The organism is Niabella yanshanensis, from assembly GCF_034424215.1.
Taxonomy (GTDB): domain Bacteria; phylum Bacteroidota; class Bacteroidia; order Chitinophagales; family Chitinophagaceae; genus Niabella; species Niabella yanshanensis.
Map to the genome: position 1 here is coordinate 3268710 of NZ_CP139960.1, position 24676 is coordinate 3293385.

20 protein-coding genes are annotated in these 24676 nt (G+C 42.4%); 17 read left to right on the forward strand and 3 right to left on the reverse strand.

Features of this window, described 5'->3' with window-relative positions:
- The first annotated feature begins 225 nt into the window (after positions 1 to 225).
- The 4 genes from gcvT (at position 226) to U0035_RS13665 (ending at position 6876) form a co-directional block, all read left to right on the forward strand.
- Complete coding sequence (gene gcvT / locus U0035_RS13650; RefSeq protein WP_114790324.1) at positions 226 to 1332, forward strand: glycine cleavage system aminomethyltransferase GcvT; 1107 nt, start codon at positions 226 to 228, stop codon at positions 1330 to 1332.
- 76 nt (positions 1333 to 1408) lie between these two features.
- Positions 1409 to 2134 carry a 2-phosphosulfolactate phosphatase gene (locus U0035_RS13655; RefSeq protein WP_114790325.1) on the forward strand — a complete coding sequence of 242 codons (726 nt, stop codon included), beginning with the start codon at positions 1409 to 1411 and terminating at the stop codon, positions 2132 to 2134.
- 288 nt (positions 2135 to 2422) lie between these two features.
- A complete protein-coding gene (locus U0035_RS13660) occupies positions 2423 to 6184 on the forward strand; it encodes a DEAD/DEAH box helicase (RefSeq protein WP_114790326.1) in 3762 nt (1253 codons plus the stop codon).
- A gap of 416 nt (positions 6185 to 6600) precedes the next feature.
- Entirely contained in the window at positions 6601 to 6876 is a 276-nt protein-coding gene (locus U0035_RS13665; RefSeq protein WP_114790328.1) for a hypothetical protein, read from the forward strand.
- On the opposite strand, the gene U0035_RS13670 is transcribed toward U0035_RS13665, so the two are convergent.
- Positions 6873 to 7589 carry a tetratricopeptide repeat protein gene (locus tag U0035_RS13670; RefSeq protein WP_114790329.1) on the reverse strand — a complete coding sequence of 239 codons (717 nt, stop codon included), beginning with the start codon at positions 7587 to 7589 and terminating at the stop codon, positions 6873 to 6875. The two genes, U0035_RS13665 and U0035_RS13670, sit on opposite strands and share 4 nt — an antisense overlap.
- The gene (locus U0035_RS13675) at positions 7586 to 8149 is read right to left on the reverse strand and encodes an RNA polymerase sigma factor (RefSeq protein ID WP_114790330.1); all 564 of its coding nucleotides are present in this window, start codon (positions 8147 to 8149) and stop codon (positions 7586 to 7588) included. Before U0035_RS13675 ends, U0035_RS13670 begins: the two co-directional genes overlap by 4 nt.
- 128 nt (positions 8150 to 8277) lie before the next feature.
- On the opposite strand from U0035_RS13675, the gene U0035_RS13680 reads away from it, so the two are divergent.
- The 5 genes from U0035_RS13680 to U0035_RS13700 all read left to right on the forward strand — a co-directional run bounded on the left by U0035_RS13680 (position 8278) and on the right by U0035_RS13700 (position 16853).
- Positions 8278 to 10236 (forward strand): PKD domain-containing protein, encoded by a 1959-nt coding sequence (locus tag U0035_RS13680; protein WP_162817810.1) that lies wholly within the window; start codon positions 8278 to 8280, stop codon positions 10234 to 10236.
- Positions 10224 to 12833 carry a CHAT domain-containing protein gene (locus tag U0035_RS13685; protein ID WP_114790332.1) on the forward strand — a complete coding sequence of 870 codons (2610 nt, stop codon included), beginning with the start codon at positions 10224 to 10226 and terminating at the stop codon, positions 12831 to 12833. Before U0035_RS13680 ends, U0035_RS13685 begins: the two co-directional genes overlap by 13 nt.
- 83 nt (positions 12834 to 12916) lie before the next feature.
- Positions 12917 to 13993, forward strand: coding sequence for a hypothetical protein (locus tag U0035_RS13690; RefSeq protein WP_114790333.1), 1077 nt, complete (start codon positions 12917 to 12919; stop codon positions 13991 to 13993).
- Positions 13994 to 15431: 1438 nt separating this feature from the next.
- A complete protein-coding gene (locus U0035_RS13695) occupies positions 15432 to 16187 on the forward strand; it encodes a MerR family transcriptional regulator (RefSeq protein ID WP_114790335.1) in 756 nt (251 codons plus the stop codon).
- Between the two features lie 153 nt (positions 16188 to 16340).
- Positions 16341 to 16853 carry a thioredoxin family protein gene (locus tag U0035_RS13700; protein ID WP_114790336.1) on the forward strand — a complete coding sequence of 171 codons (513 nt, stop codon included), beginning with the start codon at positions 16341 to 16343 and terminating at the stop codon, positions 16851 to 16853.
- A gap of 1 nt (position 16854) precedes the next feature.
- Here the strand turns inward: U0035_RS13700 and U0035_RS13705 are convergent, their stop codons facing one another.
- Positions 16855 to 17946 (reverse strand): mechanosensitive ion channel family protein, encoded by a 1092-nt coding sequence (locus U0035_RS13705; RefSeq protein WP_114790337.1) that lies wholly within the window; start codon positions 17944 to 17946, stop codon positions 16855 to 16857.
- 103 nt (positions 17947 to 18049) lie between these two features.
- Here U0035_RS13705 and U0035_RS13710 point away from each other — a divergent pair, with 103 nt between their 5' ends.
- From U0035_RS13710 to U0035_RS13745, 8 genes are all read left to right on the forward strand, one after another.
- Positions 18050 to 18925 carry a lysophospholipid acyltransferase family protein gene (locus U0035_RS13710; RefSeq protein WP_114790338.1) on the forward strand — a complete coding sequence of 292 codons (876 nt, stop codon included), beginning with the start codon at positions 18050 to 18052 and terminating at the stop codon, positions 18923 to 18925.
- 56 nt (positions 18926 to 18981) lie between these two features.
- Positions 18982 to 19395 (forward strand): hotdog family protein, encoded by a 414-nt coding sequence (locus tag U0035_RS13715; protein WP_245957682.1) that lies wholly within the window; start codon positions 18982 to 18984, stop codon positions 19393 to 19395.
- A 19-nt stretch (positions 19396 to 19414) separates the two neighbouring features.
- Positions 19415 to 20044 carry a hypothetical protein gene (locus tag U0035_RS13720; protein WP_114790339.1) on the forward strand — a complete coding sequence of 210 codons (630 nt, stop codon included), beginning with the start codon at positions 19415 to 19417 and terminating at the stop codon, positions 20042 to 20044.
- Complete coding sequence (locus tag U0035_RS13725; protein WP_114790340.1) at positions 20044 to 20463, forward strand: acyl-CoA thioesterase; 420 nt, start codon at positions 20044 to 20046, stop codon at positions 20461 to 20463. The genes U0035_RS13720 and U0035_RS13725 overlap by 1 nt, the downstream gene beginning before the upstream one ends.
- Before the next feature lie 17 nt (positions 20464 to 20480).
- Positions 20481 to 21611, forward strand: a complete 1131-nt coding sequence (locus U0035_RS13730) for a beta-ketoacyl synthase N-terminal-like domain-containing protein (protein ID WP_114790341.1) — start codon at positions 20481 to 20483, stop codon at positions 21609 to 21611.
- Positions 21612 to 21644: 33 nt separating this feature from the next.
- Entirely contained in the window at positions 21645 to 22199 is a 555-nt protein-coding gene (locus tag U0035_RS13735; RefSeq protein WP_114790342.1) for an ORF6N domain-containing protein, read from the forward strand.
- 11 nt (positions 22200 to 22210) lie between these two features.
- Positions 22211 to 23290 carry a methyltransferase gene (locus U0035_RS13740; protein WP_114790343.1) on the forward strand — a complete coding sequence of 360 codons (1080 nt, stop codon included), beginning with the start codon at positions 22211 to 22213 and terminating at the stop codon, positions 23288 to 23290.
- A 112-nt stretch (positions 23291 to 23402) separates the two neighbouring features.
- Positions 23403 to 24674, forward strand: coding sequence for an NAD(P)/FAD-dependent oxidoreductase (locus U0035_RS13745; RefSeq protein ID WP_114790344.1), 1272 nt, complete (start codon positions 23403 to 23405; stop codon positions 24672 to 24674).
- Positions 24675 to 24676 lie beyond the last annotated feature (2 nt).

The following is a 24676-nucleotide window of genomic DNA, read 5'->3' on the forward strand; positions in this document are numbered from 1 at the left end:
GCAAAAGTTAAATCAGAATTTTTAAACGAACAGGAAATGTTTGTATAATTATGTAAAGCGGATTCAGTTGAGCGCAAATAAAAAGTTACAGGAGAAATTTCAAATCGCAAATAGCCATTACCTTTGGCGCGCAAAAGTTATATGAAGGGTACATTAAACTATTAGGTTGGTTTAATGCGGGCTCCTTTACCGTTCGTCCGGTGTCAGACGTATTAAAATAAACAAATGAAACAGACTCCGTTTACACAGAAACACATTGACCTGGGTGCAAAAATGGCCGAATTTGCCGGCTACAATATGCCGATCAGCTATAGCAGTATTAATGAAGAGCATCACACCGTAAGAAAAAATGCAGGTGTTTTTGATGTGAGTCATATGGGCGAGTTTATTTTAAAAGGAGAAAATGCCTTAGACCTGATACAAAAAGTAACAACCAACGATGCGGCTAAACTAAAGAACGGCCAGGCTCAATATAGTACGCTCACCAATGAGCAGGGAGGAATTGTTGATGATCTGATCGTCTATTGTATTGAAGAAAATAACCCGCCTGCCGGACGGGCAGGAGTTTATATGCTGGTGGTGAATGCTGCCAACATCGATAAAGACTGGAACTGGGTGTCTCAGCATAATACAGATGATGTGGAAATGCACAATATTTCTGAAAAAACAGCATTACTGGCCATCCAGGGTCCGCAGGCAACCGCTATTTTGCAACCGCTTACAGACATAGACATCCTAAACCTTAAATATTACACTTTTGCAAAAGGAAATTTTGCCGGCGTACCCAATGTATTGATAAGTGCTACCGGGTATACCGGGGCAGGAGGTGTAGAGATCTATTTTGAGGATAAAGACGGCGCCGCTGAAAAGATCTGGAACGCTATTTTTGAAGCAGGTACTCCCAAAGGTTTAAAACCCATTGGTTTGGCTGCACGTGATACTTTAAGATTGGAAATGGGCTACAGCTTATATGGGAACGATCTGGATGATACCACGAGTCCTTTAGAAGCCGGCCTGGGCTGGGTGACCAAATTCACCAAAAACTTTACAGCAAAAGAATTATTACAGCAGCAAAAAGCAGAAGGCGTTAAACGTCGACTGGTGGGGTTTGAGCTGGCAGATAAAGGCATTCCCCGTCAGGGTTACGAGATTGTAGATGGGGCCGGCAACACCATTGGTGTGGTTACATCAGGCACCCAATCGCCCACTTTAGGAAAAGCAATTGGCCTGGGATATGTACAAACGGGCAATACTGCCATTGGTTCCGGTATTTTCATAAAAGTTCGCGACAAACAGCTGGCAGCTACAATAGTTAAAATGCCATTTGTTTAAAACCTTTGCCAATAGTACGGGATAAGATACTATAGTATCTAAACTCGTGTATTCGTGGCAAAACAATTTCTGACTAATGTCTCAAAAACCTACACTTTATACGTCCCTGTCTCCTGCGCTTTTACATTTATACGATGTGAAAGATACGGTGGTGGTGGTGATCGATGTTTTTCGTGCTACGTCTACCATTGCGGCCGCCTTATATAATGGGGCACAATATATCATACCGGTAGATGCTGTACCCAGGGCAGTAGAGATCAGCAGGGAAGTGGGCGGTATTGCAGCGGGAGAGCGTGATGGAAAACTGGCTGAAGGCTTAAGCCATGGTAACTCCCCGTTAGAGTACACCAAAGATTTTATTGAGAACAAAATTCTCGTGCTCACTACCACCAATGGCACCAGGCTATTGCATATGGCGCTGGCCAACGGTGCTGATGATATTGTTACCGGTTCGTTTCCTAACCTAAGCTCTATTTGTAATTACCTGGTAAAACAAGGCAAGAACGTTATCCTGGCCTGTGCCGGATGGAAAGACCGTTTTAATATAGAAGATACGCTGTTTGCCGGGGCGGTTATTGATAAGGTAAAAGAGCACTTTACCATTCACTGCGACAGTTCGTTAATGGCCCACAACCTTTATACACAAAACCAATCTGATCTTTTAAAGTTTGCTGAAAATCTTACGCATTACCATCGCCTGGTAAACCGTTTCGGCTATATTGATGATATTGAGTTTTGTCTGACGGCTGATGTGGCGGATGTATTGCCCCTGTATAAAGAAGAAAAGCTAATAAGAGGATAAAAATGGTGATCAACCCGGCCTGTAAATACAATGCTGGTAAATGATACCGGATCAAAAAAGCATAGGCAAACCTACAAAGATACGGCTTTCTTTTCACCTCTTTTCGGGAAATAAAATATTCATCAAAACCTATGGAAAAGCGGAAATCTTTCTTTTATTTTTGCCGATTGTCCCATTTGCACGGCGTTGCCGGATGGATCGTTTTTAGATGATCCGGGCTATTCAAAGTACAGATAAGAACTGGTACAATACAATTAAAGACGACCCTATAAATTAAAAGAACAAGTTTTGGCATTACCCCATATTTTAAAGCACGTTTATACCAACGGAACGGATGAAGTGATCAGGCGCGGAAAGAAAACCCATGCATTGGGTTTTGTGGAGCTGGTGGAATTTGACAAACTAACCGGAAATATTGTTTTTCGTGTAAAAGATGACACTTACAGTAGTTTCTATAAAGTGTATATTCAAAAGTACAGCGACCCCAAACAGATATCCTTACGCTGCACCTGCCCGTACAACCTGGGAGATATTTGCAAACACGAAGTAGCGTCTCTCTTCCAACTGCAGGAGCTTTTAGATAAAGGTCAGTTAGGCGATGAGGAAGTGTATTACGATCAGCGTCACACGGTAGTAAAGCTACGTAATTTCGATCTTCGCTCTTTAAGAGCCCTTTGCAGCAGCGAAAGCTTTAATGATGCAGAGAAGTTTTTGCAGAAAAAGAAAGTAAAAATTATTTCGGCCAAGGACGAAACCGTAAAGGCCAACGTGGTATTGCCCGATAAGGACTATACAGTGGTTATCCGCAAGAACGACGAGAGAAATTTTGATACCAGTTGCGAATATGAAGATACGGAGTTCCCGCTTTGTTTACCCAAGGTGATGGTCTTTATGCAATTGATCAAGCAGCATGGCGCCGACTATTTCGATACTATTCGCAATCGTGATGTTGAAAAGAACAAACTGCTCGAAGCCTATGGTTACTCATTGGCCGACGACCTGAAAGGTAAATTCGAGTTTGTATTTAAAGATGGCAAACCCTTTTTGCGGGTTTTGGATGTGAAGATCAAAAGAGTGAATACTCCGGGAGCCCTGGTTCCAAAACCAGTGGTGGCTCAGCAAACAGCCGAAAAAACACCGGAAGCAGATATCGTCGTAGAATCTGTTCAACAGCCGGCAACCAGGCTTGGGTTTGTATTGAATTTTAATAAAAAAACCTACCCCTATTTTTTGATTGATACCGTGATCGGGGAACCTAACGAAGAGCAAAATGGTTTTGCAGGAAAAGTAGAGTTGCTTGACATTGCCAAGTATATTGATACCGCCAATTACGACCCTGCAGACGTAGCGCTTTTAAACAACGTACGAAAACTTCAGGATGCCGAGCTTAAAAAATATATTATTCGCAATACACCGTTTACTGATTCGTTGGAAGAGCCTGCTCTTAACGGAGAACTGGACGAAGAGCAGCAAAAATTAGCTGCGGAGTATTTATTACCGCGTATCAAAAAGTTACTGGCAGATGGTGGTGAGAATCCATTGGCTTTTATATTACCTGCCGGTAAAAAGTTCATCACGCAAAATCTTCAAAGCGTTGATGCAATGGACACACCCGCCTCCATTGAGTTTTTTATAGATAAGAATGGCGATGAGTTCACCTGCGAATGCCTGGTGCGCACCCGTGGTATGGTGCATGGTATTGAAGAGAATGAAGCGCCAACATCTTTAGTGTATGTATACAACCACCAGTTGTTTGCTATGCCTGATGCGGATACCGTTGCACTGGTGCAGCCGTTTACACGGGATGGAAAAATTACCATGTCATTGGAAGAATGGCCGTTCAGATTGCATGAGTTTATTCTGCCATTATCAAAAGATTATAAGACCGATTTCGATCCTTCGCTTTTACAAACCATCAAAGGCGCAGAGCCGGAAGTAAAGCTGTTTTTAACCGAAAGAGGCGACTACCTTGTTTTCAAGCCGGTCTTTTCCTATAAAGGCCATGAAACCAGCGCTGCAGGCAAACAGGTGATGTTAATTCCTGAAGGAGGAAAAGTGCTGGCCATCCATCGTAATAAAGAGAAGGAAGAGGCATTTGTACAAAGACTGCAAAACCTGCACTCCAATTTTGTCGTTAACGAAGACGATGGCACCCTGGCACTAAAAGGTGTAGAAATATTAAAAGAGAACTGGTTCTTTTTGTTTGTAGATGCGATGAAGGAAATGCAGGTGCCTGTATTTGGACACGAAGCACTGCGTAACTTCCGCTTTAACACTGCTAAACCCCAAACCAAGATCTTCATCAGCAGCAATACCGATTGGTTTGATGCCAAAGTGGATATCATGTTTGGCGAGCAAAAAGTATCTATTGCTGAAGTAAAAAGGGCCCTTGCCGCCAAACAGCAATACGTGCAGTTAAACGATGGAACCCTGGGTATTTTACCCGACGAGTGGCTGAAAAAATATGCCTTGCTGTTCAGGGTAGGAGAGGGCTCCAATAATAAATTAAAACTTTCGCAGTATCATAAAAATGTAATAGACGAGCTTTTTGAATTAAAAAATGAAGAAGAGCTGCAGTTTGAGCTGGAAGAAAAATATAACCGTCTTAAAGATTTTGAAAAGATCTACGAGGTAGATGCGCCTGAGCACCTGCAACCCATTTTAAGACCTTACCAGTTAGCGGGCTTTCAATGGCTGAACTACCTGCAACATATTAATTGGGGCGGTATCCTGGCCGATGATATGGGTTTGGGTAAAACCATCCAGGCTTTGTCCTTCCTGCAACATTACAAGAACAATCACCCGGATATGAAAGCGCTGGTGGTTTGTCCTACTACGCTTATTTATAACTGGGAGAATGAGATCAAGAAATTTGCGCCATCTATAACTTATTGTATCCATCATGGCAGCACCAGAACCCGGAGCTCTGATGAGATCATGAAGCATGATATTACCATCACTACCTACGGTACCTTAAGAAGTGATATCAAGCTGTTCCTCAATGTTAAGTTCGATTACCTGGTATTGGATGAAAGCCAGGCGATAAAGAACCCATCGAGTAAGGTAACCCGGGCGGCATCCCTGCTCAATTCCAAGCACCGCTTATGCATGAGTGGTACGCCGTTACAAAATAATACATTCGATATTTATGCCCAGATGAATTTCTTAAACCCGGGAATGCTGGGTAGCATGGAGTTCTTCAGACAGGAATTTGCCATCCCGATCGATAAATTAGGAGAGCAGGAAAGAAAGGAGCACCTGAGAAAGATTTTGTATCCGTTTATCCTACGCCGTACCAAAGAGCAGGTGGCTAAAGATCTGCCGGAAAAGCAGGAGATGATCCTCTGGTGCGAAATGGGAGATGAGCAGCGCCGTATTTACGATGCCTACCGCAACGATTACCGCGATAAGATCTTAGGCACCATCGATAACCAGGGGCTGGGTAAATCACAGTTAACTATTTTGCAGGGCTTAATGAAGCTGCGCCAGATATGCGATTCTCCGGCAATCTTAAATGAGGAAGATGTTTTTGAGAATCATTCTATAAAGATCGAAGAGCTGGCGAGAGAGATCACCGAAGATATGAGCGATCATAAAGCGCTGGTGTTTTCACAGTTCCTGGGCATGCTCGGACTGATTCGTCAGAAGCTGGATGAGCTGGGCGTAAAATATGAATACTTTGACGGTAGCACTTCAGCGCCTGACCGGGAAAAGGCGATACAGAATTTCCAGAAGAATGATGAAGTGCGGGTATTCCTGATTTCATTGAAAGCAGGGGGTGTCGGCTTGAATCTTACAGCCGCAGACTATGTATATATCGTAGATCCGTGGTGGAACCCGGCGGTAGAGCAACAGGCCATTGACCGAACGCACCGTATCGGGCAAACCAAGAATATTTTCGCTTACCGGATGATCTGTAAAGACACGATCGAGGATAAGATACTGAAGCTGCAGGAGAAGAAGAAAGCATTAGCAAAAGACCTGATCTCTGATGAATCAGGATTTGTGAAGTCATTGACCAAAGAAGATGTAGAGTATTTGTTTAGTTAGATCGTTAACGATAGTGGAAATGCTACAAAGTGAGAATGAAGGAATAAGCGACCTGTTTAACGATAGGCATAAACCTTCAAAGAAACTTTCGACAAAGCGAAATATTATTACGCTGCTTTTAGTATGCATGGGTGCCGGGATATTGCTTTATTGGATTATGTCTAAACGAGGAGGTGCCAGAGATATCTTCGGAGAAATATTAAGCGAAGACGAATTTCGACAGAACCTTATAATTGGAATTGCTTTTTCTTATCCTGTTATTGCATGTCTCATTGGACTCTTAAAAAGTCTTTTGCCCTATAAGAAAACAGCTTATAAAGACAAGTATATTCCGTTTTCTCTGGTAGCGCTTTTTGTTTTGTATTTATCAGTAATTATTTGGTTGTTAGTGTCTTTATTAATTTATAAAATATAGTATGAAGTTTCGCCGTCTTATCTCTTTGCTCATCATAGCCGCTATTTTGATTGCTTTCTTTACGAATCCCAGGGAGGCCGATTTCAGTAAATTCATCCAGCCCACTGCCGGTAGGGTAAGTTCGCCTCCACTAATTGAGTATGAAAGTAAACTGATTTACGCTAACGCTTCAGTAACCTATTTCAGCCCGGTATCCGAACAGGGAAAATTGATGGCAGCGGCGAGTAAAGAAAAATATATAGGTGTATTCGGACGGTTTTGGCGCATCAATAACTAACGGCACTTTTTAATGATCTTTTGAGAAGGCCGGTAATAAACGCTGCGCTCCGTTACTTTTTCAGCAAATGCTAATGCGTCGGATTTCCGGTTGAGTTGATAAGCAGATAAAGCGGCAAAAAATGCAGCATCTTCTTTATAAGCCGATTCTCCTTTCGAAAGCGGCTTTAATACAACCAGAGCATCCTCAAATTTTTTGACCTTCACCAGGCTAACGGCATAAAAGAAATGCGTTGTAGCATCCTGAGGGTCGGATGAAGCCTGTGCTTTCAGCAATGGTAATGCTTCTTCATATTTTCCTTCATTAAATAACAGAGCGCCTTTATTAGATAACTCTTCTGAGCCTCTTACTACTGCCTGCGGCATATTGGGGACCGTGTAATTGTCTAGTCCGCCTGGTAAAGAAAGATAAAGAATAAATATTGCTGCGGCAGCAATAGCAGCCATCACATATTTTTTGATAGAAACTACTTTTGATTTAGGTGCGTTCCCTGTTTTAAAATGTTGTTGTGTAAGCGGATTTAGAATTTGTTTTAGACCCGCAATATTTGACTCGTTACCGATATGGCGTTTTAAAATATCATCCGCCTCTAACCAGTCGTCATAGTCCCGCTTCAATTGAGCATCGGTTTGCAACTCCAATTCAAAAGCAGCACGCTCCGGTTCACTCATCCACCCTTCTGTGTAGGCTTCTATTTTTTCAAAATTGGTCATGCTGCATGATTTTTATTATTTCGTACCAATGATATCAATTCTGCCATGCATAAAGATTTCTTCTTCCGCAGGTAGGCGTAACTTACACCCAGCTCATCGGCCAGTTGCTGCTGAGACTTATCTGCATAACTGGCAATGATAATTTCACGGCACCGGTCACTTATTTGCTGAAGCATTGCAACTACTATTTCTTCCTTTTCTAAGGTGGCTGCGTGAAAGGCAGCCACCTCATCATCTTTGCTGGCCACCCAGGTATATCCATCATCCACCGGTTTTGTTACCCCCTGTCTTTTATTTTTTTCTACCTGGTTGATCCATTTTCTTTTACAGATCAGCAACAGGAACGCTTCCAGCGGACAGGTGAGGATAAAATTTTTATTTTGAGCCAGCCTGTACACATCAATAATAGCTTCCTGGAAGATATCACCCGCTTCCTCCGGGCTGGCTCCTTTTGACACTAAAAAGCTTTTAATACCAGGCGCAAAATTCCTGTAGATCTCCTCTATTTGTTGGGAGCTATGTAGCCTGAGGGCGTTGATATATTGCTGATCGGCGTGCAAGCGGCTGGTTTATAACCAGCTAATGTAGTAAAATTCTTTTCTCTGGTAATAATTAAATAAATTTAGGCAGCCATTAAAACCGGGGTAACAAAATCTACTCCTCATTGATATACTGGAAAAACTGCCGCGTGAAATATTTTTATACTTTTTTATTACTGATTCATTCTTTTACAACGATAGCCCAACAGGCTGACAGTACCATTATTGCCACCACCGACAGCAGTAACCGGGTCTCTTTTTCTATAAAGCTCCCCGCGCTTACCCAGATACCCGGCGCGCCGGCACCTTTTTATACCTACCTCTGGGATTTTGGCGATGGTCATTTCAGCACTGCCGAAAACCCTCAGCATATATATGCAAAAGCAGATACTTATAATGTATTATTATATGCGGTTAACAACTATGATGATGGACGGAAGCCTCAGCGAAAAACGCAAAAAATAAAGGTCAACAGATCATCACCCATAAAAGATAATATGGCATCCGTTGCAGAAAAGGATTTTTTTAAGGCTAATGGTATGTTTGAGTTAAAATATAATTGCATGGCCAGGCCTAACGATACGATGGTGCTGATTGTTGGATGGAGAAATACTGAAGTTCAACAACAAAAGGGCCGCCTCTACCTGATGCTCAATGAAAAGCAGTTCGACCAGACCTGCTTCGATACTTCTGATTTTAGATCCTATAATAGTGCGGCGCCCTTAATGACTTTTACCAAAACCACCGGGATCCCTATGCTGCAATCTGATCTGCTGGTTACCGAAAGTGGCAGCCCCGCTTCTAATTTTCCTGTAACAGTGAAAGCTGCGGCTACAGGCGCTTTATTCGCCAATACTACGGCATTGTACAAAAATGTATACAGTGCGGATATTGAGAATACGCCCGCGGGTGACGCCCGGTTTTCTTTTTTGCAATTGCGTGTTACTCCCGAAATGATTAAGGACACAAATGCAACGCTTACTATAACGGGTGTATACGTTCCGGAAAAAGGCAAGCCCGTTATGCATAAACTTAGCGTTCCGGTGGTCAACTCACACGATCCTAATAAAATGAATATTAAAGGCGGGCGAATCAGCTATCGTTTTTTGAAAAAGTACAAACCCTTAAATTATAAAGTCCGTTTTCAAAACAACGGGAAGGGCCCGGCGAGAAAAATCGCATTGGACATGACAATGGCCGGTGTTTTAAATCCGGAAACGATACAGGTTACGGACATGTCGCCTTTTTGTCAGCCCTGCGATAGTTTGACAAAAGAAAAGCGGGGATGCTGGGAAATCGTGAAAAATGAAAAAGGGGCGATCTTCACATTTCATGGCATATACCTGGCGGGTACCAATCAGAAAGGAGTGGAGGACAAAGACAGTACTAAGGGATTCCTGGAGTTCAGTATCGTTACACACAAAAAACTGGAGAACAAACCTTTTAGATCCCGCACTGCTATTTACTTTGATAAGAACGAGCCGGTAATCACTAATTATGCAACAGGCCGGTTTAAAAAAAGTCCTTCTCCCGTTTTTATGGCTGGGTACGAGCAGGCATTCGGCTCGGGCGCTGCAACCAGCAATGGTATTGTCACTGGCGTGGGTGTGGCGCCATTGGCGCCTTATCTTCCTTACCTGCAATTGGAGCTGTATTATAAGCAGGGATTAAAAACTATGGGAGCCCATATTACCGGCATAGAGCGCCCTGGAGTTATTAGAATAAACGACCGGCAGGAATATGGGTATAAAACCTTCGATTCTTCCCGTACACATACCATAAGCCAGCTTAGGCTGGTGCCGTTGCAGCTGCGACACAATATCGGCGATTATTTTTCCATCGGTGCCGGTGCTGCGGTAACTGCAGATATGGGCGGAAAGATAGAATCGGAAAATGCCTACCATATTACGGGAGCTAACGGGGTGGCTGTGGAGCCGTATAAAATAGCACAGACGGGAAATATTAAACCCTTTAGCAACTGGCGTTTCCAGCCCTTTGTTGATTTGCAGGCAGGAAAGGTGAAGCTGGGACCTCACCTCGGGATACGGTATTATTATAATGGTAACAATAATAGTTTCGGATATATATATGCAGGATGGCGTTTTTAATTCAATTCACTCCATATTGTAAGACCGCCCCGTTGATTCTCTTAGCGGCGCTAACCATACTATTGTCGGGTAATACCGGTGTGCAGCATTCCCCGCCGGCCGCTTTTTACACTGAGCTGAAAGCAAAAGACTCTTTACTGGGTTATATCAATTACGCTTTTGATGCACTCGATGAAAGTCCGGCTTTGGTTAATAAAGCAGATTCCATATTCAGTAATATCTGGCGAAAACCGGCTTCCTACGATGAAAAGCTGGGATATTACCACCTGCTTATTAATATGGGTTATCATTTGCTGCAAAGCAGGCAGGTAAGAGCATCAACCAGCTGGTATGAAAAAGCACTGTTGTTTTATGAGAAAAGTAAAACGGATAGCCGGCTCGCTGCCGAAATGGAACCTGAAGAATACATTGGCAAGCCGCTGGGAAATAACTATACCAGAATAGGAGATTTTAGCAAGGCAATTGCGGTACAGCATCAGGTCATAAAATCAGCAATTGAAAAGAACAGGCAGGAGATGCTTCCCGGTTTATATGCCAATCTTGCGACTACCTATTTTTATATGAGAGATTATCCCGAAGTTCATAACATTATTAATCTTGGCATTGGTAGCCTGCAAAACAACCCACAAGGCATTGCAGCTTTGTTATACAATTTAAAAACGGAAGTATATCTCGAAACAGGTCGAATAGATAGTGCGGCCTATTGGAACCGGAAGGCCTTATCAGCACCACCATCTGATAATACCGCATGGCGCCAGGCCGCATTAACCAATAACGCCCGTATTCTAAATAAGCAGCATAAATATTCAGAAGCATTGGTGGCGTTACAATCAGCCTGGGATATTGCAGGAGCGTCCTCAGTAACAGATAAAGCAGGACTGTCTAACGAAATAGCAGTTAACCTTTTCAAATTGAACCAGCCCATTTTAAGCAAAGCCTGGTTTGAACAAACCCTGGCATTTTTTAAAACCGATTCGCTGAATCTATATCCCGACTATAATGTAACGACGGCTATGTTTGGCCTGGCATTGTGTTATGAGGTACAGCAGCAAACAGATAGCAGCTCGTATTGGAGCACACAAGCGGTTCTAAACGACTATTATACCCAGCAATTAATTGATCCGTGGCTATATAGTAAAAGCAACATATACTTGAACGAACAACAGACCAACGATGCGATTGCCCTGCACCATTACTGGTTCGAAACAACGCATAACGATGATTTCCTATGGAAAGCGTTATGGATGACGGAGCTATCCAAGGGTCGTAAGTTGATGTATGAACAACAACGTGCCAGCAACTGGAAGGCTGATGCTACTTTAAATAATGAAGATCTCAGCGAGCTGCGCAACGACTATCTGTTACTGGCACAAGCCATATCTCCCCGGGAAAAAGAAATAATAAAAGAACGAATTACAAGGCAGGAGTATCAGCTTAGCCTGAAAGGAAACCGCTTTTCACAATCATTGTCTGCGCCATCATTCGCTAATTTTCAAAACCAGGTAAATGAAAGCCGTAGTACTAACCATATAATCAGCTATCATTATACGAATAAAGGTTTGTACATCATTAAAGCAAACAGAAGCGGTCTTTCCAGCTTTGTTGATTCATCGACCGGGAATTTACAGGACATTACAGACTTTACTAAAAAGTATTTTTATTCCGGGCCCCAGGCTTTTGGTAATAACCCCGGAACTTATTTTAAAACAGCTTATGCGATTTTTAGAAAATACCTGCCTGGTGAAACAGGCAAAGATGGCGACTATATTATTTCTCCGTCGGGTCGTTTACACGAACTCCCCTTTGAGGCGCTTTCTACAGACGAGAAGGGGAGCGCATATTTCGGCGTAGCGCATGCGGTTAGTTACCAGTTCTCCCTGATACAACTTACAGATCCGGTTAAAGCGCAGCCGGCAGCTATTCATGTGTTTAGTTTTGAGAACGGGCACCTGGGCTTTCCGGCCCTGCCATCTACAAAAAAGGAGGCCAACTATTTGCAGGGTCGGTTTAACTGTACTTACAGCAGTGCTGCAACTACAACTGATAGCGCATTTTATGGAGAATTAGCAAAGCGTAACATTATCCACCTGGCTTCTCATGCGGTGGCGGGTGATAGCTCACAGCAGCCTTTCATCGTGCTTCAAAAAAAGCTTTACCTCGGGCAACTTCAATATAATATTGCTAACAGCCCATTGGTCGTGCTATCTGCCTGCGAAACCGGGAAGGGAGCCAGCCAGCACAATGAGGGCATTATCAGCCTGGGGCGAGCTTTTATTAGCGGTGGGGTAGACGGTGCTTTGTCTACCCGCTGGGAAGTGGATGATGCTGCTACCGGCGAATTAACCCGGCTTTTTTACGAGGAGCTCAACGCCGTTAGTCTACCTGCAAAAGCATTGCAAAGGGCCCGGGCAGCCTACCTCGAGAAAAACACGGCAATAGCTGCACAGAATCCCTGGTTTTGGGCGGCCTTATTATACCAGGGAAAAAATCATCCGGTGCTGCTTCAAAACAAAGGGTGGGGAGTCACTAAATATTGGGTTGTCGGAGCAGTGATGGCCGCCGGCGCATTCATCTTCTTTCTATTGAGGAAAAAATAAAAATATTTCCAGCTATGGGGTAACAATTGTTGGGGGTGGTTGATATACCCTAAACAAGATTATAAACATAAAACCCCATAGTTATGAAAAAGACATTTTTACCCCTGGCATTGGTTACTATAATCCTTTTAGTTTTGGGCTCCTGTAAAAAAAATGAAAGTCCCGTCTTTCCGGGACCAGACGATCAGGCTTCAGCCGGTATGATGCAGGCTTTTTTTGACAAGTATGCACCTAAAACAGAGACCTTCAGCTTGGACGCTTCTGCTGGCGGCACCATTACTTTGAAAAGCGGCACCAAAATTACATTCCCGGCTAATGCCTTTGTAAAGCCCGATGGATCGCCGGTTGCCGGATCTGTAAGGGTTAGTGCAAAAGATATTTTGAAGGCCAGCGATATGATATTGGCGAACAAACCAACTGTTACCTCTTCAGGTGAAATGCTGGAGTCCTTCGGAGAAATAATAGTAAATGCCAGCCGGAATGATACAGCATTGCGTATCAATCCGGCAGTGTTGCAGCGACCGCCAACCGTAATGGTGCCGGTTGGTACCGCGATGGGAGCAAAAAGAGAAGCGCCCATGTGGGAAGGCGACACAACCGTTTCTTATACCAATAATGGCTTTGACCACGAAAATCAGCCTACATCTGTTACGGTTCAATATTCCGTATCCAAAGGAATAGATTGGAACCAGATCCCTGGTTGGGGGGCCGTAAGCGGGGGTACCACTGTCTTTCCTCTGGATGCTTTAGGACAATGGAGAAATTGCGACGCACTGTATAACGATCCCAATCCCAAAACAACTGTGCTGGGGTATTTTGGAGATAAGTTCAATGGACAAACAGGTACGGGGGGACAAACGCCCAGTATGTTGTTCTTTAAAAAAGCAGGAACCAATACTTTAATCAATTATTCTGTGATGATCCTAAACCCTGCCGCCGGTAAAGAAGGCTTTTTGAGCTATCAAAATTCAATGCCAATCGGCACTTCAGGAACTTTTTTAGCCATGAGCGCCAAGAACGGTAAGTTTTATGCCGAATTGAAAGATGTGACATTTGGGGCTCCTGTATCCGGCAAGGATTTTATCTCGTATAGCTTCTCACTCAGCGAAGTTTCCGAAACACAGCTTTTAAACCTGATTAACCTGGTTAATACCAAATAGAACCTAATCTTAAAGACTCCGGAAAAAGAAGGGTTGCTTAAACGGCAGCCCTTTGTTGTAAAAGCGGGCTAAAATAAAAAAAGGTCCTTCCGTAGAAACGGACTGACCTCTAACGATTGCTTGCCATATGAAAAATCTTCGAATAATCTATTTTATGTCACGCTGCACTTTTCTTTCTCTCAGTAATAACCCTTTGCGTTATTGTTATACAAAATTAATTGCTAAACCGACAAATACAAACGCAAATAAAGTGCCATTTACTCTTCTTCAAAGGGCGTATTTTTTAGTAAATCCGCTATAGTAAAGGATTTCATGTGTTTATTATAAATATGCCCAAGGCTAAAAAGCGTTCCAAAAGCCCTAAAAAAGTAGGATCATGTTGAATGCCCGGGGGATGAAACACATAGGTACCGTTAATGCGGCAGTTTTAAAAGGCTATAAAAAGAAAAAAGGTCCTTCCGTAGAAACGGACTGACCTCTAACGATTGCTTGCCATATGAAAAAAACTTAAAATCTAATTTCTTTGAAGCTTTCGCTTCTAATTACAAAGATATATTACAAACAGAATGCCGAATAATAAGTTAATGTTAATATTTTCACCCCAAAACGCTCTAAATTAGTAGAAAATGCGGTCTGGCACTGAATTACAGCCTGTTTGTGTTATTACCCCCAAACACCTGTAAATCATCAGCATAATTGATTTAAAACAAGTATTTTTCGACTTTTTATCAACATCTTTTAAAAAAAGTTTAAAAAAAAGTTAATCGGTACATAAATTAATTATACCTTAGCGAACCTTATATCGGGAAAACGAGCCGGATATAAAGATAAACTCCTCCTAAGCGTAGCAGGTGTTTTTAAAGAAGACCTCTAATTGATTGCCTCTAACGATTGCCGGCCATGTGCTGATTTAAAATGTTGATCCGGGTTTTTTTTCCCGGATTTTTTATTGCCTTTATTGACAAGAACCTTAATTAAAAAAGGTCCTTCCGTAGAAACGGACTGACCTCTAACGATTGCTTGCCATATGAAAAATCTTCGAATAATCTTTTTGAAGTCCTTCTGCACTGAATCTTTCCGCACTTTCTGAATAACCCGTTTGTGTTATTGTTACACAAAGCTAAGCAATGCAGGAGCCTTTATAAAACCAAGTTGCAACATCTTTTTTCTTTTTCAAACACATATATTTTCCTATATCCCGCATCTGTACTGAGTTTCAGAGCGTATGGCCTATTATATCCAAGCTATAAAAAAGTATTGAAAAGTATAAGCCTGAACACTTTTATTTGGTTCTGACAGCAATAAAAGAGGGATTTTAAAATATTGGTATAGAAGATGGGTTTTTTGGATGGTTACCCTTGCAGGAGCCGGAATAAGTAAGGTTACTTAACATTTTCTTGTAAATTCAAATTCTTCTAATATCAGTAGATTTGTAATTATGGCGAAGACTACTTCACAATCTCAGGGTTCGTTTTCTTTTTTTGATGACTTAGATAAGGCCAATCCGGCTCCTGAGCCAAAAAAGCATGTGCTGAAACCTCCGGCGCAAATTGAAGCTGTTGACGAAGAGCTTATACAGACTGAAAAAGCGGAAGAGACACCTGTTGTGGCAGCGCCCGAAGCGGACTTTGTGGAGGATGTTGTATCGGCTGACGATAATGATGATGCAACAGGTGTAGAAGCTGAAAAGGATTTGGAAGAAGGGCCTGCTGATGATTTTCACGAAACCACTGTGGAAGAAGAGGAAATTGTGGAAGAAATGCCTGCGAATGGGTATGCCGGTGAAATTATGCAGGAGAAAAGAAGCTCCCGCGGACGAAAGTCTGTGAAGGAGCATAGCCTGGCGGCTGAAATGATCGAAATGCCGGGAGATGAGGTGCTCTACGCTAAACAGTACTATAGCATGGGAGAAGTGACCTCTATGTTTAAAGAAAATCATTCGTTAATCCGCTATTGGGAAAGTGAATTTGATATTCTCAGACCCAAAAAAAACGGTAAAGGAGATCGCTTCTTCAGGCCGGTAGATGTAAAGAATCTTTATTTGATCTATGATCTGCTGCGTAGAAGAAAATTTACTATTGAGGGTGCCCGTGATTACCTGAAAAACAATAAGAAGGCAGATGAAAAATTTGCAGCCGTGCAGTCGCTTGAAAAGATAAAGGCATTTTTCCTGGAGTTGAAGGCGTCCCTCTGACTTACCGTTGGCCATTAATTATTGGGTTTTGTACCTTGAGCAGATACTTGCTATTATATATAATACCGGATTAACTAAACCATTCTTTTTTAATACTGTTACATAATGCTGCGGAAGCATGGTGCTGTTCGGCGATTTTTTTAATGTAATCTGATGAAGAAATTAATAATATTATGCTCTTTTCTTATGGTATTGAATCAAACTGAAGCTCAAACTTATGAAACAGTAAAAGATCGTACCGGTAAAAAACTGCTTAAGGGGTTTGTCACTGACAGTCTGCTGAAAGCTGATCCTGCCGAGTTTAAATGGTTTGCAGAAAATGAAAGTGTATACAACCCCGCCGAAACAGTGCTCAATAGTTTTGTAGCGCAAAAAGACAGTGTGAGTTTTATGGTTTTCTTTGGAACCTGGTGCCCCGATTCTCATTATGTCGTTCCCAGGTTTTATAAAATTCTGGAACAGGCAGGTATCGATAAAAAAAAGGTAACACTTTTTGGGCTGGACAGAACCAAGAAAGATGCTGCCCACCTTGCTACAAATTTTAATATACAACACGTACCTACTATCATTATTTTGAAAGCGGGCAAAGAGATAGGCCGCGTGGTAGAATATGGAGTTACCGGCAAATTTGATGAAGAGCTCGCCAAAGTGCTGACGTCTAATTAAATTATTCAGCCCGTTTTGTAATAGTGATACTGGTCGATTTGCCTGCAGCATCTACACCTATGGTCTCCATTAACTGCAGCACAGCCAGGTTTACCTCCTGCTTTACCTGGTTGTATTTAGCAATATTTTTAGGCTCAGTATAATAGTCTCCCACAATTACCAGGGCGTTGGTCGTTATATCCGTCAGGAACAGGTTGAAGTTCTGGATTTCCGGCCTGGCGAGAATTTTTCTGATGCCATCCAGCAGCTCATCCACTTTTGCGGGAAGGGTGTCAACGCCTATTTCTAATCTTAGATCTGCGCGACGCTGGGTACGATTACTCAGGTTATCCAGCACGCTGTCAACCATTTGTTTATTGGGAACAGTAATATAGGTTTTGGCATCGGTGCGGATGCGGGTACTTCGCAATCCTATTTTTTCAACAACCCCACTAAAGTTGTTAACCTTTACGGCATCTCCCATTTGAAAAGGCTTATCGAAAAATATTATGAACGAAGCGATGAGGTTTTCGAGGCTTTCCTTTAGCGCCAGTGCTATGGCGGCTCCTACAATGCTCAATCCCGTAACGAGGCCCTTTACATCATAATTAAATGTATATTTTAAAACAAGCAATCCACCAATAAGTCCAATCACCACCTTGATAAAATCTTTAAAGAAGAATACCAGCTGGTGATTGCCCTGGTCCCCGTTTTGCATGTAACGGTTTTTGATGAGCAATACCACAAAGTCCATTGACTTAATTAAAAAACGGAAAAAGGTGACGATTAGCAGGGTAGTGCCAATCATACGCAGCAGCTCCTTGATCCCGATCTTGTAAACCTTGAAGTCAAGAACCGACGGAAATGTAAGGCGGTCAAGCGCCACCAATGTGATCAGCACCGCAATAAATAAGCCTAATGGTTTAGCGATAAGGCTTTTAAATATAGAGGGGTCGATACTTTTGTAACGGCTTTTGATAAGAAACGCAAAGAAAGAAGCGATATAGTGGGCTATAAACCGCTTGAATAAGAATCCCAGAAAAATGATAACAGCAACTACCAGGTAGCTCTGCAGCGTGTTGTCCAGGTATACCTGTTGTAAAAAATCCTTCATTCAATTAATATAAAAGTTCATTCAAAAGTAAAAAGGTATTGCCTCAGGTAATCTTAAATATCTGCTTACAGGCATACCTTTGCGTTCAAAATTAAAGACATTAATGGCAGAATGGGAAGGGAAATCCAGGGGGAATAAAACCGGCTATGGGATTTTCATAGCGGTTTTGAAAAAAATGGGCGTACTTCCTGCTTATATTTTGCTGCTGTTTGTGGCGGCCTATTACTTCCTGTTTAGCTGGAAATCTTCCCGTTCTATCTGGTATTATCTTCGAAAACGTCTTGGTTTTCCCGTTCTTAAATCCTTGCTTAGTCTCTATCAAAACTACTACTGGTTTGGTCAGGCGCTGATCGACCGTATTGTAATGATGGCAGGCATTCCTAACCGCTTCACTTTTAATTTCGATGGAGAGCAGCATCTCCACGAAATGGTGGCGGCGGGCAAAGGCGGTTTACTTTTAAGCGCACATATTGGTAACTGGGAAATTGCAGGTCATTTGCTCAGGAGACTGAATACCCGGATCAATATTGTCATGTTTGACGGTGAGCATCAGCAGTTGAAACAATACCTGGAAAATACCACGGGTAAGCGCAATGCTAATATTATCGTTATTAAGGATAACATCTCTCATATTTATGAAATAATGGAAGCGCTTAATAACAATGAGCTGGTATGTATGCATTCTGATCGTTTTTTACCAGGCAACAAAACTCTAAAGGCTGATTTCCTGGGAAAGCGGGCTTATTTTCCACAAGGTCCTTTTGCCCTGGCTACCAAACTAAACGTTCCGGTCACCTTTGTATTTGCAATGAAGGAATCTTTTTTTCATTATCATTTTTTTGCTGCTCCGCCTGTTGTTTATCGAACCCAACCCGGTATTTCTTCAGAAAAGGTATTGGAAGCTTTTGTGGATGCGATGACGGAGAAAGTAAAGTCCTACCCTGCACAATGGTACAACTACTATGATTTCTGGAAATAGTATACCCGTGCATAGTCGGTAAGTTTCCTTACTTTTAACGCCGTTAAAAAAGCGCTGTGAGCATTTCAAAAAGCATATTACCCTATATCCCGCAAAGAGCGCCCTTTGTGATGATCGATACCCTGGAGTCTTGCGGAGAAACTGAAGCCTCTACAACATTTGAAGTAAAAGCTGATAATCTCTTCATAGAAAACGGGCGGCTGAGAGAACCGGCATTGATCGAAAACATAGCGCAGACAGCTGCGGCACGCATGGGTTATATCTGCCAGCAGGAGCAGCAACCAGTGCCCGTAGGTTTTATTGGTGCGGTACAAAACCTAAAAATAAGCAACCTCCCTAAAATTGGGGATGTACTCACCACCGCAATTACCATAAAGAACCAGATATTTAACGCCACAATTATAGAGGGGGCAATATCTGTTAAAGGTGAGTATATTGTTTCCTGTGAAATGAAAATATTTATATCCTGAATACCTTAAAAAACAAAAAATGAAATCGCAATTATTATTGTTATTGATGGTTGTAACCTTTGGCATTACCGTGAAAGCTCAAACCTTGTCGGAGGTATTGAATAACACCGAAACACCTATTTTTTATTATGGAATTGACTTTACCAAAGCAAGGCTGATGGGAGATCCCAATGCCAACCCAAGGGATATTGTGGAGCGGCAGTTTGCTGGAATTAATGCGTTGATCATTAACGAGTATAAAAAGTACGACGTAGCAAAAGCATTCAGAAGAGCCGAATTGGCCAATGATTTAAGTTACACTGATAAAAGAAATGAAAAAGCCGATCCGAATCAATTGTTATCAACCAATTCTGACGATTTCAACAGGCTCAGTGAAAAAGATATCCAAACCCTGATCAGCAGCTTTAACGGAGGCTCTAAAACAGGAACAGGCCTCGTGTTTGTAGTGGAAGGAATGAGTAAAACAAAAAAAGCATTATCTCTTTGGGTAACGCTGTTTGATATCAAAACGCGCAAGGTATTAATGACCAAACGCATGGAAGGTGCTTTAGGATCAGGTTTTAGCTTTAGAAACTATTGGGCTACCGGTTTCAAGAAAATAATTGATCAGATCGAAAAATCTGAGTACAAGAAATGGAAGTCTAATTAATGAAAACACTCAGTCATACCGTTGAGGTTTTAATTCGTTTTAACGAAGCCGACCCTTTGGGTATTGTGTGGCACGGCCACTATGTTCGCTATTTTGAAGATGGACGTGAAGCCTTTGGCGAGCGATACGGCATTGGATATATGCATTTTTTCAAAGAAAATGTAGTAGTACCGATCGTTCATGCAGAATGCAATTATAAGAAATCGCTCAAATTCGGCGATTCAGTAATTGTAGAGTCTACCTATCATCCCTGTGAGGCTGCAAAAATAATCTTCAGCTATAAATTATATAAGAAGTCGGATGGCAGCCTGGTGGCTACCGGAACCACAACGCAGGTTTTTTTAGACAAAGACACACAAACCCTATTATTAAATAACCCGCCATTTTTCCTCGAGTGGAAAAAACAACAATTGTTGTAGTGCAGAAATAAGGAATTATGAAGCCGGTTTTCCTGATTGCAGATAGTATCGTGTCGCCATTTGGATGGTCTTCAGCGGGTAATTTCTCAGAAATAACAAAAGGACATACCAATGTGAGGCTGCATGAGGCGGGAACCAGAAGTCCGAAAGCGTTTTATAGCGCCTTGTTTACAGATGAATTTTGGCAGCAAAACACCATCCCGTCTTTTACCAGATTCGAAACCCTGCTTGCCTTATCCATAAAAGACGCGTTGAGCCATACGGGTATTCGTCCGGCAGATAGGAAAACGGGTTTGATCATTTCTTCTACAAAAGGAAATATCAGTTTACTTGAGGACAATGCGATCAGCCCTTCTTTGAAAAAGGAGATCAGTCTCGGCTCTTCAGCACAAAAAGTTGCCCGGCATTTTGGCTTTATCGCAAAGCCGTTAATCGTTTCTCATGCCTGCATTTCCGGCTTGGTTGCGCTGATCACTGCTAAACGGATGCTGCAGGCAGGACTTTATGAAAATATTATAGTGGCCGGTGCCGATTTAATTACCCGGTTTGTATTATCTGGATTTCAATCGTTCCAGGCGGTAAGCGATGAGCCTTGCCGTCCATTTGATGCAGCGAGGAAGGGGATCAACCTGGGCGAGGCCGCGGCTACGATGATTCTTTCAACAAATCAGCCATCTCAGAACGCTGTTGAACTAAAAGGCGGGGGTATTAGTAACGACGCCAATCATATATCAGGTCCGTCAAGAACCGGCCAGGAATTGTTTATGGCCATAGACCAGGCGATGAAAGAGGCCAAAAGCGAACCGGGACAAATAGACTTTGTATCGTTACACGGTACTGCAACACTGTACAATGACGATATGGAGAGTAAGGCAATTAACCTGGCAGGACTTCAATCGGTTCCTGTAAACAGTTTGAAGGGATACTATGGTCATACCCTGGGCGCCGCCGGGCTTGTAGAAAGCGTGATCAGTGTACATGCATTAAGAGAAAATGTAATTGTTCCTACTAAAGGTTTTGAAACCCCGGGTACTGCTGAAAATATAAACGTTTGTAGTACTTTGCAATACAGTGAGTTGAAGACCTGTCTGAAAACAGCATCTGGTTTCGGCGGGTGTAATGCAGCGGTAGTGTGGGAGAAGAATTGAGAGCTATATTAACCGATATCTTGAAGAACAATTATGGAAATATCATTGATACAAAATAAAATTCATGAAATACGGGGCTTACGGATAATGCTCGATTTTGATCTGGCGGAGTTGTATCAAATAGAGAACAAGCGTCTTAAGGAATCTGTTCGAAGAAATATTAAACGGTTTCCTCCCGACTTTATGTTTGTACTTTCGAAAGAAGAATATGATTCTTTAAGGTCGCAATTTGCGGCCTTAAAGACTGGAAGGGGACAACATTCTAAATATACGCCATTTGCTTTTACGGAACATGGAGTGGCAATGCTGGCCGCTGTGTTAAACTCAGACAAAGCTATTGATATGAATATAAATATCATTAGAGCTTTTATAGCATTAAAACAACTGGTGTTAGAGCAAAAGGATCTAATGGAGCAGTTAAAAGAATGGAGAACAGAATTACATCAGCGAATTGATGTACATGACGCGCAATTGAGTCAGATATACGAAGCCATTGAAAATATGCTGGACGATCAGGTAGAGAAAAAGGAAAAAGAAGAAGCATGGAAGCACCGAAACAGGATTGGATTTAAAAACGAAAAGAAATAACAAACCAATAAATGACGAATTTTTACGCCAAAGACAAGAGATCTGCTATAGACGCTAAACACCATGCACAGGTTATTGCACATGGTCCGATCGTATTCCAGGTGGCCAGGTTATTAAGAGATAAAGGCATTTTAAAAGTAATAGAAAACCATAAAACAGGTATTAATCTTGCCGGAATCGTAGAACAAACAAAAGTGCCTGAATACGGAACCCGGGTATTATTGGAAGCAGGACTTGGAATGGAAATGGTAACGGTAGATGAAGATGGAAAATACTACCTGGCGAAAACCGGATATTTTATTTTACACGACCCGCTTACCAACGTAAATATGAATTTTGTGCAGGACATCTGTTATAAAGGTTTATTTCACCTTGAGGAGGCCATTGATACCGGTAAGCCGGCAGGATTGAAAGAGCTGGGTAGCTGGAACACTGTGTACGAAGGACTTTCTCAGTTACAGCCACAACAGCAAAAAAGCTGGTTCGAGTATGATCATTTCTTTTCAGATATTGCTTTTCCCCTAGTGCTGAAACATATTTACAAGCCGGAGAACCATATTAAAAAATTACTTGAAATTGGCGGAAATACAGGAAAATGGGCGTTAGCTTCCACAAAATTTGATCAGGATGTGCGCATTACCATTGTTGACCTGCCGGGGCAGGCTGCAATGGCCAGGAAGAATATTGAAAACCTGGGGCTTACTGAACGTGTAGATTTTTACCCGGCAAACGTATTGGATGAGTCGGTACAGTTTCCTCCCGGCTATGATGCAGTTTGGATGAGCCAGTTCCTGGATTGTTTCTCAGAAGATGAAATTATTTCTATCATGGAACGTTGCGGACAGGCATTAAACGGGGAAGGCGCTATTTATATTTTAGAAGCGTTCTGGGATAATCAGCGTTTTGAAACAGCCGCTTTTTGTATTCAGCAGTTATCCATCTATTTTACTGCTATAGCAAATGGTAATAGCCAGATGTACGACAGCCGTGTTTTCAAAAAAGCAATCGACCGGGCAGGCTTTGACATTGTTGAGGAGATAAGTGGTATCGGGTTAAGCCACACTTTACTGAAATGTAAAAAACGTAAATAACCAATTGACGACAGAAATGCAGATGTTGATAATAATTTTAAAAGCCGCTTAAATCCATCTGCTTCGAATGCTAAAAATATCGAACTTTAAATTTTAATACCAAACGCATTTTATGCAACCCGAAAAAGTAGATGTCCTTGTAATTGGTGCCGGTCCTGCAGGTACCGTGGCCGCTTCCATTGTAAACCAGGCCGGTTATAAAGTTAAGATCGTGGAGAAACAGGAGTTTCCGCGATTCGTGATTGGAGAAAGCCTGTTACCGCGATGTATGGAAGCGCTGGAGGAAGCAAAATTCCTGGATGCCGTGAAGGCAAGGGGCTACCAGCAAAAGAACGGCGCCAAGTTCGAAAAACAGGGAAAAATATGCAACTACTTTTTTAACGACCAGTTTACTGACGGATGGGGCTGGACCTGGCAGGTGCCTCGCGCAGACTTCGACCATACGCTGGCGAAAACAGTGGAGAGCCAGGGTGTTCCTGTTGAATACCAAACAGGTGTTACAGCCATACAATTCCATCCGGATGGCACTTCAACCACAACGGTTGAAGATAAGGACGGCAACACAAGGGAAATATTTGCCCGTTTTATAATTGACGGAAGTGGTTACGGTCGCGTCATACCCAAATTATTTGGAATGGAACGTCCTTCTAACCTGCCGCCGCGTAAAGCGGTGTTTACACACCTGGTTGATACCAAACGTTCTATGGATGACGAGCCCGATCGTATTACGATTATCGTGCACGACAAAGCCGTATGGATATGGGTGATCCCGTTCTCTACCGGCATTACGTCTGTCGGTTATGTGGCCGATCCCGGATTCTTTGAACAATTCACAGGGACTCAGGAAGAGATTATGCGTGGGCTCATTGCGTCGCAGCCTTATATCGCAGAGCGGATGAAAGACGCCGAATTGGTGTTTGAACCAAGGGTATTGCAATCATGGTCTTCAACTACCGATAAGTTTTATGGCGACGGATTTGTATTAACCGGTAATGTAACCGAGTTCCTCGACCCTGTATTTTCATCCGGCGTAACATTAGCAACGGTATCCAGCCAGATTGCCGGCAAACTGGTAGTGAAAAAGTTAAAAGGCGAAGCTGTAGATTGGAATAAGGAATACATGGATATTATGATGCAGGGCGTAAATACCTTCCGTAGCTATGTAATGGCCTGGTATGAGGGAACATTGGATACCATCTTTTTCGCAGATGACCAGGATCCTGAAATCAAACGTAAAATATGTTCAGTACTGGCGGGTTATGTTTGGGACCTGGAGAATGATTATGTAAAGAATCACGATACGGCTTTAAAGAAACTGGCAAAAACCATTCATTTAAGAGACAGCATCACTTACATTAATAATGGGTTTAAAGATCCGGAGTAGTA